This is a genomic window from Lysinibacillus sp. FW301-JW8, from assembly GCF_058788755.1.
Genome location: NZ_JBYTBB010000023.1, coordinates 34,855 through 54,145, shown reverse-complemented (window position 1 = coordinate 54,145; position 19,291 = coordinate 34,855). Strand labels below are relative to the sequence as shown.

10 protein-coding genes and 1 riboswitch are annotated in these 19,291 nt (G+C 37.2%); of the genes, 4 read left to right on the top strand and 6 right to left on the bottom strand.

The features are described 5' to 3' along the window. Window positions 1-16: 16 nt before the first annotated feature. Window positions 17-1,531 (bottom strand): histidine ammonia-lyase, encoded by a 1,515-nt coding sequence (gene hutH, locus AC3WOM_RS11460; RefSeq protein WP_492446831.1) that lies wholly within the window; start codon window positions 1,529-1,531, stop codon window positions 17-19. Window positions 1,532-1,788: 257 nt separating this feature from the next. On the opposite strand from hutH, the gene AC3WOM_RS11455 reads away from it, so the two are divergent. Beyond that, entirely contained in the window at window positions 1,789-3,249 is a 1,461-nt protein-coding gene (locus tag AC3WOM_RS11455; protein WP_492446829.1) for a helix-turn-helix domain-containing protein, read from the top strand. A gap of 438 nt (window positions 3,250-3,687) precedes the next feature. Beyond that, entirely contained in the window at window positions 3,688-5,193 is a 1,506-nt protein-coding gene (locus AC3WOM_RS11450; RefSeq protein ID WP_492446828.1) for a catalase, read from the top strand. A 122-nt stretch (window positions 5,194-5,315) separates the two neighbouring features. On the opposite strand, the gene thiC is transcribed toward AC3WOM_RS11450, so the two are convergent. The 4 genes from thiC to AC3WOM_RS11430 form a co-directional block, all read right to left on the bottom strand. Further along, window positions 5,316-7,094: a phosphomethylpyrimidine synthase ThiC gene (gene thiC / locus AC3WOM_RS11445; protein WP_492446827.1), complete on the bottom strand. Its 1,779-nt coding sequence runs from the start codon at window positions 7,092-7,094 to the stop codon at window positions 5,316-5,318. A gap of 139 nt (window positions 7,095-7,233) precedes the next feature. Next, a riboswitch (TPP riboswitch) is annotated at window positions 7,234-7,348 on the bottom strand. 65 nt (window positions 7,349-7,413) lie between these two features. Beyond that, entirely contained in the window at window positions 7,414-9,165 is a 1,752-nt protein-coding gene (locus tag AC3WOM_RS11440; protein WP_492446826.1) for a methyl-accepting chemotaxis protein, read from the bottom strand. A gap of 176 nt (window positions 9,166-9,341) precedes the next feature. Continuing rightward, a complete protein-coding gene (locus AC3WOM_RS11435) occupies window positions 9,342-10,274 on the bottom strand; it encodes an AEC family transporter (protein WP_427539714.1) in 933 nt (310 codons plus the stop codon). 143 nt (window positions 10,275-10,417) lie between these two features. Continuing rightward, window positions 10,418-12,568, bottom strand: coding sequence for a methyl-accepting chemotaxis protein (locus tag AC3WOM_RS11430; RefSeq protein WP_492446825.1), 2,151 nt, complete (start codon window positions 12,566-12,568; stop codon window positions 10,418-10,420). Window positions 12,569-12,820: 252 nt separating this feature from the next. Here AC3WOM_RS11430 and AC3WOM_RS11425 point away from each other — a divergent pair, with 252 nt between their 5' ends. Next, window positions 12,821-14,692, top strand: coding sequence for an S-layer protein (locus AC3WOM_RS11425; protein ID WP_492446824.1), 1,872 nt, complete (start codon window positions 12,821-12,823; stop codon window positions 14,690-14,692). A 167-nt stretch (window positions 14,693-14,859) separates the two neighbouring features. On the opposite strand, the gene AC3WOM_RS11420 is transcribed toward AC3WOM_RS11425, so the two are convergent. After that, window positions 14,860-16,020 carry a response regulator gene (locus AC3WOM_RS11420; RefSeq protein WP_492446823.1) on the bottom strand — a complete coding sequence of 387 codons (1,161 nt, stop codon included), beginning with the start codon at window positions 16,018-16,020 and terminating at the stop codon, window positions 14,860-14,862. A 117-nt stretch (window positions 16,021-16,137) separates the two neighbouring features. Between AC3WOM_RS11420 and AC3WOM_RS11415 the strand changes: the two genes are divergently transcribed. Beyond that, window positions 16,138-19,212: an ATP-binding protein gene (locus AC3WOM_RS11415; RefSeq protein ID WP_492446822.1), complete on the top strand. Its 3,075-nt coding sequence runs from the start codon at window positions 16,138-16,140 to the stop codon at window positions 19,210-19,212. Window positions 19,213-19,291: the final 79 nt, after the last annotated feature.

Here is a 19,291-nt window from a genome sequence, read left to right as displayed (position 1 = left end):
TCCATCCCCTTTGGTTTTATTTAGATAATTCCACTAAATCATCGCTATCTAATAAATATTTCGCTAATGCCTCAATTTCATCACCAATTGGTTGATCGGCTAATAACGGTGGACAAAATTCACGCACTTTTTCTAGGTACTTTCGTGTTGTCGGAGATAACTGCTCCTCTGCTTGATCTAAATGAATGGCCTGTGATGCACAAATCATTTCTATGGCAATCACTCGAGCAGCATTGTGCACAATTTGTCGGACTTGACGGGCTGACGTTGTTCCCATGCTCACATGATCCTCTTGATTACCAGACGTTGGAATAGAATCCACACTTGAAGGATGTGCCAATACTTTATTTTCAGATACAATTGAAGCCGCTGTATATTGAGCAATCATTAAACCACATTCTATACCAGGATTTGTCGCTAAAAATGGCGGTAAGCCTTCATTCAATTGTGGGTTTACCATCCGTTCTGTTCGACGTTCGGAAATATTAGCCCACTCACACACACCAATTTTTAAGAAGTCCATTGCTAAGGCAATCGGTTGACCATGGAAATGTCCCCCAGATAGTACCTCCCCATTTTCTAAAACAATTGGATTATCTGTCGTTGCATTCATTTCTGTTTGCACACGATCTTGAGCGTAGAAGAATGATTGCCAGGATGCACCGTGTACCTGTGGGATACAGCGTAATGAATAGGCATCCTGCATACGTATCTCACCTTGCTTTGTCACCCGTTTACTTCCTTCTAGCCACTTACGAATTCTTCCACCTACCAGCTCTAATTCTGGATGTGGTCTTACTGCTAAAAGCGCCGGATCGAACGCTGATGTAATCCCCTTTAAGGCCTCTAGCGTTAAACTTGCTGCCATATCTGCCGCTAGCCCTATGCGCTCAGCTTCGTTGACTGTTAACACACCAATACCTGTCATTGCTTGAGTGCCATTCACAAGCGCCAGCCCTTCTTTCGCCTGTAGTCGAACAGGCGTTAATCCGGCTTTCTCTAATGCCTTACCACCACTCAGTACCTCTCCATTAAACTCAGCCTTACCCTCACCTACAAGCACTAATGCAAGGTGCGATAATGGTGCTAAATCCCCACTGGCTCCAACTGAACCTTGAGACGGTACAATTGGATGCACACCCTTATTAATGAAATCCACTAATAGCTGGACTGTTTCTTGACGAATACCTGAAAAACCACGTGCTAAAGCATTGGCACGCAAAACCATCATTGCACGTACAACATCCGTTGGAAACGGTGCACCAACACCTGTTGCATCTGAGCGCAATAAATTCAGCTGTAAAAGCTCAATATCTTCCTCTTCAATTTTTATATTACTTAGTTTTCCAAATCCTGTATTAACACCATAAATCGTTTGCCCTTCAGCTAAACGTTTTTCAATTCGTTCTCTACTCAAACGGATTCGCTCCACACTTTCTGTAGATAGCGTTACCGTTGCATGACCTTTAACAATTCCCTCTATTTGCTTTCTAGTTAATGTATTGCCATCAAGCTCGATGATTGACTTCATATGACATCCCCCTATTCCCTTTATGGCTGTGTAAAAATATTTTTAATCCATTAACTCTTTTCACTTTCACGCTGAAAACGATTTCTGTAAGAAGATTAAATGGAGATTACTCTATTTACATTGTACTAACTACTTTTTTCAGAAAATAGAGAATTTTAATGCAAGAAACATGATTTTCCTCAGATTTTTATGTTATTTTTATGAATATAATCGTACTTTTTTACGAAACAGGATTATTTTATGAAAGGTTGATTGTGATGAGGCTGTTATTAATAGATCGAGACCCTGAAGAGCTTTCTGGTATTCGTTGGTTTTTACATACATATTTTCCTGGAGATGTATCAATTGAAATGTGCGCCAGTATGTCGGAGGCACCACAATGCATTCAGCAATTCGAGCCTGATGTAATCTTATTGAATATTGACTTATTCCCAAATAATCGTTTAACTGCTCTAAATCATGTTTTTCAGAAATATTCTGGGGCGATCTTAGCAATGACAACAGAGCCCTTATTTAAAAATGCGTTAAAAGCCATTGATCTACAGGTACAGCACCTTTTTGTAAAACCTATTGATTTAGAGGTATTGAAGCAAAAGCTTACAACTATCTCCCTTCGTACACCACAAGTAAATAATGCTACTGTTGAGGAAACTTCAGAAGAATCCTTCTATTATCAGTTATTTATAGATAGTAAGCCTAGCTCCATTGAGGCGACTATATATTTTACAATGATTGAGCCTGAACAGTTAGAAACATTGAACAAGCTATTTAACTGGCTGCAGCAAACAGCAATTCACTATCATATGCAAGTCTACCCATTATCTGATAGTATCGTCTGCTTATTTCAAACAAATGATATGAAGATTGTGGAAAAGGATGTACGTACGCTGATAAAGGAATGGCGCCTAACAAGCAATAGCTCCATAAATATTGGGATATATGATGGAGAACCTACAACTCTTAAAAATATGTATATCTTCACAAAGCGTGCCCTTCATCAAAGCTTTTACGAGGGATTCGGGCATATTTTTTATGCGAGTAAACAACTCGAAGCACAGCCATTTGATCCTTTGTTAACACCAGAGGAGCAGCAGTTACTGATTAGTAGTTTAGAGGAAGGCGATCTTGAGACCGTTAAAACATTTTTATATCAGCTATCCAATGAAGGAATTTATTATGAGCAAGATGACTTACGTATTCATCTAACTAGTGTCTTAGCGCAAATTCGCCGCTTCATGCTGAAGTATAAATTGCATGAGAAAGCAGCTATCGAGCAACATTACCGACAACTTTTTCATTTAATTATCGAACATCCTATTTTTTATACCATACTAAATGGCATCATTTCATTTACACAAAGGCTTATTGAGCTGGCTCATGAGGCAAGAGTGGAGAAAAGAACTGATTATGTAGAGCTGGCAATAGAAATTATCAATCAACAATTTCAGGATAGCAGGTTATCTTTACCCTTCGTTGCCCATAAATTAGGCATTAGCCCCAATTATTTAAGTACGATTTTTTCAAAGAAGCAAGGCTTGCCCTTTAAACGTTACCTACAGCAGGCTCGAATTCATAATGCTACGAAAATGCTTGTGGATACAGATTTTGCTATTAGTGAGATTGCACAATTAAATGGATTTGAAGATCCAAATTATTTCATTAAGATTTTTAAACAGCAGATAGGCATAACACCCAATCGCTATCGGAAAACTTATTAATGAATTTTCATTTAGCATACCCTATTTTCAATTCTGTGTGATTTATTCACATTATATTTAGTATACAAGCATTTTGATGCATCACTAAAAGTCGAGAATGATATTTCAATAGAATGTGTTTGTGTGATGGAAGTGTAATGCGCAATTTTAGATTACAGTCTACTTTAATTGAGCATAATAGAGAAAAAAATCATCCTAATTACGATTTAAAAGCATTTCATCTCCTTTTCTTAATTCTAATATTGTTTCAAAAATTTGCGTTTTGGGTAATGTAATTTTGCATAATTCTACTACTCTCCACATAAAATAATAGTTTATATCTTACAATAAAAATTCTTTAACGATAATTATTATAATGTACTAGCAATTCTAGTTTGTATTTGTTATAGTTATTGATGAAGAGTTTGACTCACAATTTTTTTCAGGAGGTAAACTATTATGACAAACGCAAATGATCGTAGCCGTCGTTTTACAACAGCAGGTGGCGCTCCAGTAGTAAGCAACCATGACTCTATGTCAGCAGGTCCAAGAGGTCCTCTTTTACTTCAAGATGTATGGTTAGTTGAAAAATTAGCAAACTTCAACCGTGAAGTTATTCCTGAGCGTCGTATGCACGCAAAAGGTTCAGGTGCATTTGGTACTTTTACTGTAACGCATGATATTACTCAATATACAAAAGCAAAAATCTTCTCTGAGGTTGGGAAGAAAACAGAAATGTTTGCACGCTTCTCTACAGTTGCAGGTGAACGTGGTGCAGCAGATGCTGAGCGAGATATTCGTGGCTTTGCCCTTAAATTTTATACAGAAGAAGGTAACTGGGATTTAGTTGGGAACAATACGCCTGTATTCTTCTTCCGCGACCCATTACATTTTACAGATTTAAATCACGTGGTAAAACGTGACCCGCGTACAAATATGAAAAACTCAAACTCAAACTGGGACTTCTGGGCTTCATTACCAGAAGCACTCCACCAAGTCACAATAGTAATGTCTGACCGTGGTATTCCAGCTGGTTACCGTAATATGCACGGTTTTGGATCTCATACGTATAGCTTTATCAATGCTGAAAACGAGCGTGTATGGGTAAAATTCCACTTCCGCACAGAACAAGGCATTAAAAATTTAACAGGTGCTGAAGCAGAGGATGTAGTCGGTAAAGACCGTGAATCGTCCCAACGTGATTTATATGGTGCCATTGAACAAGGCGATTTCCCTAAATGGAAGATGTACATTCAGGTAATGACTGAGGAACAAGCTCGTGAACTACCATATAACCCATTTGATTTAACAAAGGTTTGGTATAAAAAAGACTTCCCATTAATTCCTGTAGGTGAATTCGAATTAAATAAAAACCCAGACAACTATTTTGCTGAAGTTGAGCAAGCAGCATTCGCGCCATCTAATATTGTTCCTGGTATTAGCTTCTCACCAGACAAAATGTTACAGGGACGTATCTTTGCTTATGCAGATGCGCAACGCTACCGCTTAGGTGTGAATCATTATATGCTTCCAGTAAATGCACCAAAGTGTCCATTCCGTACTTTCCATCGTGATGGCGCTATGCGTTTTGACGGCAACCTTGGTTCAACTTTAGGCTATGAACCAAATAGCTACGGTGAGTGGGAGCACAACTTAGATTATAAAGAGCCAGAATTACGTATTGATGGTCACGCAGGTATCCACGATTTCCGTGAAGATGATAGCAACTATTTCGAGCAGCCAGGTAAACTATTCCGCCTTATGACTGCAGAAGAACAACAACGTCTATTCGAAAATACAGCAAATGATATGGCATCTGTTGAAGAGTTCATCAAGCGCCGCCACATTCTTCACTGCTATTTAGCTGATCCAGCATATGGTGAGGGTGTTGCAAAAGCAATGGGTCTTTCATTAGAAGGTATGGATCTTGCTAACCCATATGTAAAACAACCAACTAACGTTTAATTTTCCACTTATTATTGATATCCAAATCCAACTTTTACTCCATGTGAATCTACCATTCACATGGAGTTTTTTTGATTAAACAAAGGCCTATGTCTGTATTTTGACATAAGCCTTTGCTTTCATTATTGGTAAATTTGACTACCTGCTTTTTTAAATTCATCAGCCTTTTCCTGCATCCCTTGATGAATTGCCTCTGTCGTATTTACATCTTTTTCTTTAGCATAATTACGAATATCTTGTGAGATTCTCATACTACAGAACTTGGGTCCACACATTGAACAGAAGTGAGCAGTTTTTGCCCCCTCTGCTGGTAATGTTTCATCATGATATTCAACTGCACGCTCTGGATCTAAAGACAGGTTGAATTGATCACGCCAGCGGAATTCGAAGCGTGCCTTTGAAAGCGCATCATCTCGCTGTTGTGCTCCTGGATGCCCCTTCGCTAAATCAGCAGCGTGTGCAGCAATTTTATACGTAATCACCCCTACACGAACATCCTCTCGATTTGGTAAGCCCAGATGCTCTTTTGGTGTCACATAGCATAGCATTGCCGTACCAAACCATCCAATCATTGCAGCACCAATAGCTGATGTAATATGGTCATAGCCTGGTGCAATATCTGTTGTCAGTGGTCCTAAAGTATAGAAAGGAGCCTCCTTACACACCTCTAACTGCTTGTCCATATTTTCTTTAATTAAATGCATTGGCACGTGCCCCGGTCCCTCCACCATCACCTGTACATCATGCTTCCAGGCAATCTGTGTTAATTCACCTAACGTTTCAAGCTCTGCAAACTGTGCCTCGTCATTGGCATCTGCAATTGATCCGGGACGTAAACCATCCCCTAACGAGAAGGCAACATCATATGTTTTCATGATTTCACAGATTTCTTCAAAATGTGTATATAAAAAGTTTTCTTGATGATGATATAAGCACCACTGGGCCATAATTGAACCTCCCCGTGACACAATACCTGTCACACGATTTACCGTTAGCGGTACATAACGTAATAGTACACCCGCATGAATCGTGAAGTAATCAACCCCTTGCTCTGCTTGCTCGATTAACGTATCTCGATACACCTCCCACGTTAAATCCTCAGCTATACCATTTACCTTTTCAAGCGCTTGATAAATTGGCACTGTTCCAACCGGCACCGCAGCATTTCGGATAATCCATTCACGTGTCGTATGAATGTGCTTACCAGTCGATAAATCCATAATATTATCAGCGCCCCAGCGTGTTGCCCATGTCATTTTCTCTACCTCTTCTGCAATAGATGATGACACTGCTGAATTCCCAATATTGGCATTAATTTTCACATGAAAATTACGTCCTATAATCATTGGCTCTGCCTCAGGATGATTAATATTAGAAGGCATAATGGCACGCCCCGCCGCAATCTCCGAGCGAACATATTCAGGATCCATATTTTCGCGAATAGCTACAAACTCCATTTCAGGTGTAATAACTCCCTTTCGTGCATAATGAAGCTGTGTTACATTTTTACCTTTTTTAGCTCGCAGAGGATTTCTTGATAAATCCGGAAAGGTATTTTCCTTTATACGCGGATCATCCGCTTTGCGGAAACCATTATCCTCTGGTTTAATAGTACGCCCCACATACTCCTCTACGTCCCCTCGTTCTCTAATCCATTCACTTCGCAACGCTGGCAAGCCCTTCGTAATATCTACCTTATAGGCAGGGTCAGTATATGGACCACTCGTATCATACACATGGACTGGTGCATTTTCCTCTTCTCCAAAGCTTCCTGTCGTTGGACTTAATGCAATTTCACGCATCGGCACTAAAATATCTGATCTTGATCCCTCTACATAAACCTTTTTGCTACCATCAAAGCTTGACATAATGGTAATGTTCTTTTCGCTAATTGTTGTCATGACCCGCTTCTCTCCCTTATAGAAAATTCATACAAGGACCGAATCTAGCTCACCCAATAAAAATAAAAAAACCGAATCCAAAAAATTTTGGATCCGGCTATGATTGTAAAAGGTATAATTATCGCATTGTAAAGAGCTCGCAATAATTTCTTAACTTTCCCACGCTGGTATGAGCCAGATCAGGTCCAAAGGGTCAAGAAACCTCTATGCGTTTCCCTCTCAGCCTGACTCATCAGACTCCCCTAGTTAATGCTATTAAGTTTGATGCTAGTGTAACAGATATTGCTAAGAGATGGAAGCTTCATTACTATTTTTTACTTTAGAGTTTATATTTTTGCTTCATAAACTCTAAACGCTTTACCTGCTCCGTTAATTCATGAATCGTTCTACTTAGTTGACCCAATGATAATTCTTGCAACTTAGATGCATCGGCTACTTCTTTTGTTTCCAACAAAACAGCCTCGGATGCCTCATTAGTTTGCTCTAATGCCGATAAAACGACGTTCGTGTTTTTGGACATTGTGTTTGTAACCTCAAAAACATTTTGAACATCTTCCTCAACTACTTTTACTGCTTCAAACAAATGATCTAGCTCATCACTAATAGCCATCACTAAATGAGCTCCCTCTTTAACTTCAACAGTACTATGGTCCATTTCTTTTAACACCGTCTCTGTCACTATTTTAAATTCATATATATGCTGACGAATATCTTCTGCCGACAGCTTTGTCATTTCCGCCAGTTTTTTCACCTCTTCCGCGACAATAGCGAAGCCTTTACCATGTTCACCTGCTCTCGCTGCCTCAATCGCCGCGTTTAACGCCAATAAATTTGTTTGATCGGCAATACTTTGAATAACACCTATCATTTCTTCGATTGTGCTATATCTTTCACCAAGAATATTCACATTATTTGCCGTATGCGTCACCAAATCTGCCACGCCATTCATACGATCCGTAATCATTGTCGCTTCCGATTGACTTTGTTTCACAAGATTCGCTGTATTGGAGGAGCTTTTCATAACGGAAGAAACAGAGGCTGATATCTGCATAATTCCTGCCGTCATCTCTTCAATTGTTTTAAAGGAATGTGTCGCTAGGTCTCTTTGTCGATCCACACTCTCCTCTATTCCCCCTGCACTTTCAATCAGCCTGTTACTTGAGTGCTGCACATTATTCCCTACCTCCTGTAAACTATCAGTGGCCTTAGAAATATCTGTGCCAATCCCCGAAAGGTTAAATATAATTTGATGCATGGATTGCATCATCTCTTTAAATTTGCTGCTAAAATCAGAAATATCATCATTTGATTCAAAGCTTATTTCATCCAATATATGTTGAGCTTCTGCCATATTTCCATCTGTAAAGGCTATTGTTGCTCGTTTCATGATAAATATTGGCTTCAGTGATTTTCGCATATACAAATACAATGTCGTCATCATAACGACACTCAATAAAATGACAATGCCTAAAAGTATAGGCAAGTACTTTGTTACAGCAGATTTTTGAATGCCATAAATAATGGAGCTCTCAATATCTAGTCCAACATATGCAACAATTTCACCATTTTCTGCTCTAACAGGTGCATAAGCAGAAATAAAATCTCCCCACCCCTCTACAGAAACAAACTCACTAAAGCCATCCTCATTATTGGAGATTGTTTTTACAACACTTTCATATGGAACATCCTCCATAATATCCCCAATTTGATAGGTTTCCTCACTAGTGAGATCTCCAGCATCCACCAGCACCATTGATTGTTTACCCTCAGGTGTTCCCTTGAATACATAGATATACGTTACATAATTGGTATTCAGTATTGTCGTAAGCTCCTTCTGTAAATCAAGATACAGCGAGCGATTATCTGGATTTTTAGCTAGCAACTCATATCTCTCTGAATCAAGCTGTCCCACAACATTTCTTGCTAGAATCATACTATTCTCTTTTAACGCTAACTCCACTATGTTATTTGTGCTCTTATAGACAATAAGTCCAAGAGCAACACTAAAAACAATCATAATAACGATTAATAAGATAATGAATTTCTTCCATAACTCTATACCCTTACGCAAAGCTATGATCGCCCCTTTCAATATTATTATCAAAAACCTATTTACCCTATGTATATATTTAAAATTACAATAACTAACAAACATCCTTTTATTTTCTAATTATTTTCTTCATTTTACTTTTGAAGCATAAAAAAAAGCAATAAGCCTTAAGCCTATTCCTTTTTTTACGTGATATGTTATGAAAGAAATAATAATTCCGCAAGATAAATAACAATTGTTACTGTAATACAGCTCACTATTGTTGAAAATAAAACAGTTTGAGCGGCTGTTGCTGACTCGATATCATACTCTAAAGCTAAACTTGAGCTATTTCGGGATGTTGGAAAAGCACTAGCGATAAATAATGATTGTGCCACTACCCCATCTAAGCCGAGTAAATAAATAATGAGTAAAGCAACTGCTGGTCCCAAAATCAGTCTTGTAAAACAGCTAATGATAACGGTTTTATTAAACATAGATTTAATTTCAAGCTGTGATAATTGTGCACCTAACGTGATTAATGCCACAGCAATAAAACCGTCTGCCACATGATCTATAGGAATTTTAATAAATTGTGGCACTGCAATATCGAAATAGTTCATCGCTACCCCTATAATAAGGGCATGAATGATAGGCATCTTAAGGAAATCCTTTACAATAGACATACCTGATTTTGTTGAGGAAATTAAGTTGTATAAGCCATATGTATAGGTAGTCATATTTTGGAATATCACAAGAATAACCTGTATCGCTACACCAATTGGCTGTGTCACGAATATCATTTGTGCCACAGGAATTCCGTAGTTTCCTGAATTAATAAGGACGACACTATTTTTAAACACCGCAGCCTCTGTTTTAACTAAACCAAGCCCTTTCGCTAAGAAATGACTTAGCACCATTTGACTGCCAATAAAAAGTACAATAAATATCGCAACTTCTCCCAGCACAGAGAACTCCACGCTTGTTTCATATAAATTAACAAAAACAGCAGCGGGCATGAAGCAATAGGTAATAAGCTGAGAGAGTGCTTTTAGATTGAAGCAAAATTTCTTTTGCAACATCGCGCCAAGCACAAGAAGCACTAAGATAGGAGCAACAATCTGGAAGAAAATCATACCGAGATATATCATAATGTGCCCTCCTTTCCTTTCTTATAGTAGTGCTGTTTTTTCGCTAGGTCAATCTGTCCAAAAGAGAGAATAGAACTAGCCTTCCCCAATAAAAAAGAACTGTCTTAAGTAACATTCATTACCTCTTAGACAGTTCTTCATTATTAAGCTAGCTTAAATCGATTAACAACCTCTTGTAATTCCTTTGAAATCTCATTCATATTATTGATGGATTCCGCCACCTTTTGTAGCTCCGCTTGTTGGTCGATAGCAGAGGCACTTACCTGTTCAGCTGATGCCGCTGTCTCCTCTGAAATAGCAGAAATACTTTGGATTGCCATAATTGCTTGATTTTTATGCTCCAGCATATTCGATAGCTTGTCCATTAGCTTATTGATCGAAGAAGCGATAGAGCGTGACAGCTCACTGTTATCTTTAAATGCTACCTCTGTCCCTTGTACAGATTCATTTTGTGACTGCATAAGTCCTGCATTTGAAGCAATAACAGCAACAGTTTGCTGAGAGTTTGCAAGTATACTATCCACTGTTTGCTTAATTATATCTGTTTCATTTTTTGATTGCTCTGCTAGCTTTCGCACTTCCTCTGCAACAACTGCAAAGCCTTTACCATGCTCACCAGCACGAGCCGCTTCTATACTGGCATTCAAGGCTAATAAATTAGTTTGCTCCGTAATACCTTGAATAGATGCGATTATATGATTAATATTGGCAATATTAGATGCTAGAGACTCCATTTGCTGCTGAATACGACCATTCATAGCATTTGTCTCTGCGTTACGGTCACGTAAGCTTTCAACCTCTTGCATCCCTTTATCAGTAGTAGCTCTTGTTTTATTTGATAGCTCATCCATTTCATTCGATAAAGCTGTAATAGCATCAATTTGATCGGATAAATCAATCATTCGATAGTTTGTCTCTTCTGTATCCTCAGATTGCTTAGATGCGCCCTGGGCAATTTCATTTATTGCTACAGAGACCTCTTGACTCGAAGCCACTATTTCATTAAATGCCTCATGAACATGATTGGATGATTGGTTTAATAGTGTTGTAGAATTTAGCACTGTCTTTATAGCACTATTCGTTTGATCCAGCATATTATTATAAGCCAATGCAACAGCTCCAATCTCATCAGCTTTAATATATTTCTCATCAACCCTTTGTGTTAAATCACCATCAGCCGCCGTTTCAATAGATGCACGTAAAAACTTTAATGGCTTCAATTGTCTATAAATAAATAAGGCACTAGCAGCAGACATTAAAACCACTATAATAATAGAGGCAGCGATTGTAAAAATAAATACCTGATTATAAGTCTCTAAAATTTTTGATTTAGGCAGAACCATTTGTACAGTCCATGTTTCATCAAGTCCCTCTAGTGTCATCGGCGAAAAAACATTAAATGAATTTTCTTTCAATTCTTCAGAGTCCATATACATGCTTTTTACTTCGCCACTATCCATCGTTTGTTTGATGCTTGTCCAATCTAAATGATCCTGCATGTTTAATCCATCTAATGTAGTACCAAGGCTATTGGCTGTTAAAATACCTTTATTTGTAATAATCGCAGCGTAACCGCCATCTGGCTTGACCGATTCTGTCAATTCAGTTAGATAATCGATGGATAAATCAGCCGTTAATATGCCGAAAAATGTCCCTGAAGCATTCACTAATGGAACAGAAATAGTTGTCATTAGGACCGTCTTTCCATTGACATTATAATCATAGGGCTCTGTTAGAACTGATCGTCCTTCGTCTTTTGGTACCCAATACCATTCGGACACACTTTTATCATCAATGCCTTCAATGGCAGCAGCAGTAATACCACCACCATCCTTACTTAAATAAGGTATAAAGCGATTTTTTGAATCAGTTAATGCAGCATATGTAGATGAATCTATTTTCATAGTATTCTGTTCTAATAAAGTCGTAAGAGCTATCGGTTTTACGTTTGCAATATTTTGTTCTAAGATAACGCCTACGCCAAGTAAATCATCATTATTCACTAAATTAGTTTCCATAATATCTAAAATATCATGTGCGGAAACCTCGCCTTTCTTCTCCATACTTTCAACAATACGTTTTGTTGTAAGTAAGGTAGTATTTGCTTTCTTAAAGCGTTCACTCATTTTTGCTGCAGAAAATTCAGCAGTTTCAAGCGTTGCATTTTCTGCATCATCAACACTCTGATTTTTTAAAATAATGCCTGTTATCATCGTATAAGCAAAAAATAATAGTAAAAATATTCCTATTATTAGAGAAGATAGCTTTAAAGCGATACTTCTAGATTTTCTCATGACAACACCCCTCTTTTATACATAATAATAATGGATGGAACACTGTATCACAACAATAGATTTATCGAATAAAGTAGAATTTTACATATTTATAGAGAAATATTAGGATTTTATCACAAAAAACAAGAAAGATAAAAAAAGGACTTTTGGTTTATTTAACATATCAAACCTAGTAAAACATGCCCTTTGGATACTAAATTATTGAAATATATGATATATTAGCTACTAAATACGATGATTGGAGTGACCAAAATGAAAAATAAAGCGTTATCAACTTTGATGGCAACGGCTCTTACAGCAACCTTAGTATTGCCAGTGGCGCCTGTAAACGCTGCTTCTAGTGATTCATCTGTAAACCAGTCAATTCAAATTGGGGAACGATTGGCTGCTACAAAAACGAAAGTTCCAGCAGGAGATGCAGTTACCATTACTAATATTACAAAAGATAAGGTGCGTACTTCTAACGGACAATATAATATTAGTGATTCTCTTAAATCACTCTTTAAAACTGCAAATAGCACGGCATTAACAAATGCGCAAGCTACAATAGTCGTAAAAAAGGGTGAAATTACTAGCGTTACATCACTAACATTGAAAAAAGCTGGCACTAACAAAAAGACGGTGTATTTTGATGGTGGAGACGCGAAGATTGAAGGAAGTCTAACTGTCGATGCTGATTATGTGAAGGTTGAAAATGTAGCTATCGAGGATGAGCTGATTGTTACAAGTCGTGTAAAAAAATCATTCTCACTTGATAAAGTAACAATTGGGGATGAAATTACCTTTAAACCTCTTACGGCAAGAAAAATTAATTGGCTCAATGTTTCCCTAAATGACGTTAAATCAGCAACACTAAACGTAGAACGTACAAAAGTGGATGTATCCTCTAACCAAACAATTTCAACTATCAAAGTCGTTGATAAAGTGGCTGCATTTGAAGTTTCATCGAATGTTGACAAATTAATCATTGATGTTGACAAAGATTTTAGCCTTTATGGAGAAGGTAAAATTGAGCAAATAACGGTTAATGGCGGTGCAAAGGTAGCATTAGATTCAGGACATATTGTTACTAAAGTACAGGTAGATGATAACAAAGCTTCTGTAACATTGCCTATAGCAAATAAAGCTGAGTTAAATAAAATACTAGCTTCCCTTCCATATGTTTCAGTTTCTGCTTATGGAAATGACGTTTTAACAACTGAAAGATGGACAACACAGACAGATCGCAACGCATTTGAAGCAGCCGTTACAAATGCTAAAGCAGTAGCTAATAATACAAGTGCTTCACAGGAGCAAGTGAACAATGCTCTTACACAATATAAAACTGCATTAGCAAACTATCAAGCTGTGCAGAAAAATGGAACGAAGTATGGGTATGGAAATAGTGATAAAGGATCATTACAAACACTAATCAATTCTGTTCAATATGTGACAACTTCTTGGGACGGTTATAATTTATCAAATACCACGCCTTGGACAACTCCTACTGAGAGGTCTGCAATGGAGTCAGCCGTTTCAACTGCACAAGCAGTGGTGAATAATTATTACGCTACTCAAAACGATATCTCTAATGCCATCTATAATTTAAATAATGCTATTACGACTTACAAAAATGCTCAAAGAAATAGGACTGCTGGATACGGTACAGATAAAACATCATTACAAGCACTAATCAATTCTGTTCAGTATGTTACAACTTCTTGGGACGGTTATAACTTATCAAATAACACGCCTTGGACAACTCCAACTGCGAGAACTGCAATGGAGTCAGCCGTTTCATCTGCACAAGCAGTGGTGAATAATTATTATTCTTCTCAAAACGATATTTCCAATGCAACCTATAATTTAAATAATGCTATTACGACTTACAAAAGTGCTCAAGGAAATAGTACGAATGGATATTATAATGTTGATAAAACTCAACTAACAAACCTTATTAATTATGCTTGGAGCTTGCATTCAGATCCATATTCATATAAAAGCCAAGCAACTAAAAATAATTTGTCTTCAGCTATCTATTCAGCACAATCGGTTGTAGATAGTTATACTTCGACACAATATGACGTTAATAGTGCTATTACTAGTTTAAATAATGCTATTGATGCTTATAATAGATCTTATTAAATAAAAGTGTATTTGAAAATTTCAAAGGGGCTGTCTCATAAGTCCCCTTTGAAGTAAAATCATATGAAATTGAAAAGGCAGAAACATTGATTTAACAATGTTTCTGCCTTTCACTTTTTATTCATTCTTGGTTAAAGAACCCCTTTTGGGATAGCCCCTTTGAAACTTCAATTCAACACATCAACCTGTGGTATCGTACTGATCTTTCTCCAATTTCTATACCATCCTTCAATTTCCACACTTGGCTCTACGGCTAATTGCTCTTGTAGCATTTTTTTAAGTTGCCAATATTGCTCTTCTACAGCAGCGGCATTATTGAGCAGATCGTATAGCTTCATTAAGGTGAAATAGCTTTCTTCTTCATCTGGAGAGAAGGTTTGTACCCTCTCCTGCACTCTTACTGCAGCAGCGTATTTTTTGTTTTTTATATAAAATTCACTTAATTGCTGTGCATGGCGCAACCATAATCGTCTAAGCCGTTCTCTTTCTCCCTCAGACCAAAGATAATCGCTATCTCCTAAATAATCTCCTGTATACGCTTGGAACACCCGTTCATGTTTATCTGCCGTATTTTCTTGTAGAGGGGGTAAAGATTTTAACTGATCTAACCATTGTTCTACGTCAATTACTACATTTTCCACCAGTAATTTATAACCCGAATTTAACAATGGACTTGATATTTGAACGCCCTCTAATCCATAATTTTTTAATGTTTGACGGATGGTATAAATAGCTGTATAAAGCTGCTTGGACGCTTTATCCATATCCGATTCCGGCCAAAATAGCTCTAAAATGGTATCTCGATAAATAATTTCATTGCGATTACTAAGCATATAAGCGAACAGCTCTTTCGCTTTCGATGTCCGCCATTTCATTAATTGAACCTTACCCTCAGATGTTATAACTTTAATACCGCCCAGCAACTGAATCATTTTTTGCTTCGTTGCCATTTGCTGATTATTTTCGATTACCCTTTGGAGCCGTTCCAATGTTTTTTGTAAGCGCATTTCTTGCACAGGCTTTAATAGATAGTCTATTGCATGCAAATTAAAAGCATCTATAGCAAATTTGTCATAACCAGTGGTAAAGACAATCTCAATATTTGGCAATAGCTCTTGAAGCTTTTCTCCTAATGCAAGACCATCCATATCTGGCATGACAATATCTAGAAATGCAACATCAGGTTGCAGTGCTTGTATTTGAGCAATGACATCTAGAGAGTCTGTATATTCCCCAACTATGTCAATTTTCGGGACTTTACTCTTTTCAAGTAAGGTTTTCAGTCTCGTTAATGGTAAATGTTCATCATCTACTAACACGATCCTCATGACATCTCCTCCTTAAAAACTAGTCATAGTATTAATATCGTTATATTTATGAAAGAATTGATAGAAAATCCGTTACTTTTGAAGGAGTTTTAAGCATTTTGTCGAAATTAATTCTTTATGATGAAGAAGAAAATCCTCTCAAAAAATTTAACGATTTTTCTAATCGCTGGTATATTCTTTTGCTTGCTTACATTACTCCGTTTCGCCTGGTTGGATTTAACAAATGTTCCGGAAGGAGTCACTGCAAAACAAGGAACCGTTGATTTAAGAGCTATAAATACAAGCAATGATTTTAAAATTAGACTACAAGGAGAATGGGCATTATATCCAGACACTTTACTCGCAACAGAAAAATCATCTGCATATGACAAACAAAAAGTATATTCCAACCAACCTGAGTCCTGGAATAAATACTTTAAAAAACTTGGTGAAGTACAATACGGTTCTTATCGTTTAACAATTTTAAAACAACACAATGCACCTCAAATGTATGGTATGACAATACCTGAAGGATTAGCACCTTACGAACTGTATGTAAATGGGCAACTAATTGGCGGACTAGGAAATCTGAAATCAGACAACGAACTGACTGCCCCGATTAGTAGACCTATTACCTACTATTTTACCCTAGATTCGAACGAAAGTGAGATTATTATACAGGGCGTTCAAACAAACCGTTATTCACAGGGTGGATTTACAAAAGAGGTTATTTTTGGTGATTTGCACTCGATAGAAAAATCAAAATTCTTTTCCATTGCTACTCAGATAGCTGTATGTCTGGTTTTTTTATTTTATCTTCTCTTTGCTGTTTTACTTGTTGGAATTGGTATTAGGAGTAAATCACTCATATATTTTGCCATGATTATTATCTTCACTTGTATAACTGTACTTGTTTCTAGCAATAAAATTATTTATATGTATTTACCTATTAATTGGATTTGGGCAAACAAGCTGTATTATTTTTCTTATATTATAAATATATTGCTTTTCTTTTTATTCCTACGAGAATTAGTGAAGGAATACTCACAGCCGCCTAAAATATTAAATGGTATCCCAGTGTTGTGTATTACTTATTTAGCATTTATTATTCTGTCTCCTGTCGAATATATTTTTAAAACAAAAATAATTTTTACAGCAATTTTTATTATTTCTCCTATTATTATAACTGTTTTCATACTATATATAGTAATAAAAGGACAAAAGGGAATTGTGTTTTTATTATTAACAGGTACATCAGTTGCCAGCAATTCACTATTTCTTCCAATAAAGCAGAATTCTACATTACCTTACAGTCATTATCCCTTTGATCTCCTAATTGCCATCACAGCATTATCAGCTTATTGGTTTACACGTTACTTCCAGACAACGCTACAAACCGAAAAGCTTTCTGTTAAGCTGCAAAAAGAAATCAATACAAAGGACGATTTTCTGGCGAATACTTCACATGAGCTACGCAATCCTCTCCACGGTATGATGAGCATTGCCCAAACACTATTGGTGAAGCAAAATTCTGATCTTCCTGAAAAAAATAGTGATGATGTAAAGCTACTTCTGACAATCGGCAATCATATGTCCTACATGCTGGATGATCTACTCGATTTAGTGCAATTAAAGGAGAAAACACTCCGTCTGCATCCAAAGGCCATTAATGTGTATAATCTAGCAAGTGGCGTAAGCAGTATTTTCCTTTTTATGCTAAAAGGAAAGCCTATAGAGCTTATTATTAACATGCCAAAGGATTTACCGCCTGTCTTAGCAGACGAGACTCGACTTATTCAAATTTTCACCAACTTAATTCACAATGCTATTAAATTTACAGAAAAAGGTTCTATTACTATAGATGCTGAATTGGTCGGTAAAAAAATGTATATTTCAGTTACAGATACGGGAATCGGCATCGAGAAAGACATACAGGAGAGCATATTTGAACCATATGAGCAAGCGGATTCCAGTATGACATCTATTAGCGGTGGACTTGGACTAGGCTTAAGTATTTGCAAGGAGCTAGTAACCCTACATGGAGGAAAAATGTCATTGTTGTCCACTGTTGGCAAAGGCTCTACCTTTACTTTCTCATTACCTATTACTAATGAACAAGTGGACAATGAGGCAAGGATAAACGTTGACAATGATGCTTCTCTTTCTAAATATATCTCATTACTAAATAATCTCTCAAAATTTGAAAACGAAATAGCAGCGGTTACTGAAAAAGAAACACTAGTGACTAGCCATTCGAGAATTTTAATTGTTGATGATGATGCAGTAAACCTGCAAGTACTTGCCAATGTGCTCTCTACGGAGGCTTATGATATTGAAACGGCTTTAAGTGGACCCGAAGCACTGGAAAAACTACAAAATAATAGCTTTGATTTGGTCATTTCCGATATTATGATGCCACATATGTCAGGCTATGAATTGGCGAAGAATATCCGTGAACAATTCTCCATTTCTGAATTACCAATCTTGTTCCTAACAGCTCGTCAGCAAAGAGAGGATATACAGCTTGCCTTTTTAAGTGGAGCGAATGACTATGTCAAAAAACCAATGGAATATGTGGAGCTTAAGTCAAGGGTCCATGCACTCGTTCGCGTAAAACAATCAAGTGAGGAACGCCTACGAATCGAAGCAGCTTGGCTACAGGCACAAATTCAGCCCCACTTTTTCTTTAACACACTAAACTCGATTATTTCGTTGCATGGCGTGGATAATGAGCAAATGGAGAAGCTTTTACTAGCATTTAGTGACTATTTACAAATGAGCTTCGATTTTCAAAATGTCGATTTGGCCGTACCTATCGACTATGAATTAAAGCTTGTGCGCTCTTATCTTGCCATTGAGCAAATTCGCTTTGGTGATAGAATTAAGGTTATCTGGGATATCCCGGAGAATATAGAGCTGTCCGTTCCTCCTCTATCAATTCAAACACTCGTTGAGAACGCCATCCAGCATGGCATTTTACCAAAATGCGAAGGTGGAAGCGTGACAATCCGTATTACAGAGGCAGTGCAATATTTTACTATAGCCATTTCCGATAATGGCGTTGGCTTTGATAATACCATACCCCAAAAGAAAACAAGCGTTGGTCTTGTTAATACCCAACAACGCCTAAAACAATTATTTAACGCAGAACTAACCATTGAAAGTGCGATTGGACAAGGTACAACCATCTCACTCCCAATTCCTAAAAAATAAGGATAGAGCGAATTAGGCTCTATCCGTTGATCTTGAAGGGCTATCCATTACTTTAGAGGTTCTATCCGTCACTTTTAAG

Bases quoted from the DNA above. Each gene is read 5' to 3' on its own strand.
- hutH (WP_492446831.1), bottom strand. From the start codon at position 1,531: ATGAAGTCAATCATCGAGCTTGATGGCAATACATTAACTAGAAAGCAA.
- AC3WOM_RS11455 (WP_492446829.1), top strand. From the start codon at position 1,789: ATGAGGCTGTTATTAATAGATCGAGACCCTGAAGAGCTTTCTGGTATT.
- AC3WOM_RS11450 (WP_492446828.1), top strand. From the start codon at position 3,688: ATGACAAACGCAAATGATCGTAGCCGTCGTTTTACAACAGCAGGTGGC.
- thiC (WP_492446827.1), bottom strand. From the start codon at position 7,094: ATGACAACAATTAGCGAAAAGAACATTACCATTATGTCAAGCTTTGAT.
- AC3WOM_RS11435 (WP_427539714.1), bottom strand. From the start codon at position 10,274: ATGATATATCTCGGTATGATTTTCTTCCAGATTGTTGCTCCTATCTTA.
- AC3WOM_RS11430 (WP_492446825.1), bottom strand. From the start codon at position 12,568: ATGAGAAAATCTAGAAGTATCGCTTTAAAGCTATCTTCTCTAATAATA.
- AC3WOM_RS11425 (WP_492446824.1), top strand. From the start codon at position 12,821: ATGAAAAATAAAGCGTTATCAACTTTGATGGCAACGGCTCTTACAGCA.
- AC3WOM_RS11420 (WP_492446823.1), bottom strand. From the start codon at position 16,020: ATGAGGATCGTGTTAGTAGATGATGAACATTTACCATTAACGAGACTG.
- AC3WOM_RS11415 (WP_492446822.1), top strand. From the start codon at position 16,138: ATGATGAAGAAGAAAATCCTCTCAAAAAATTTAACGATTTTTCTAATC.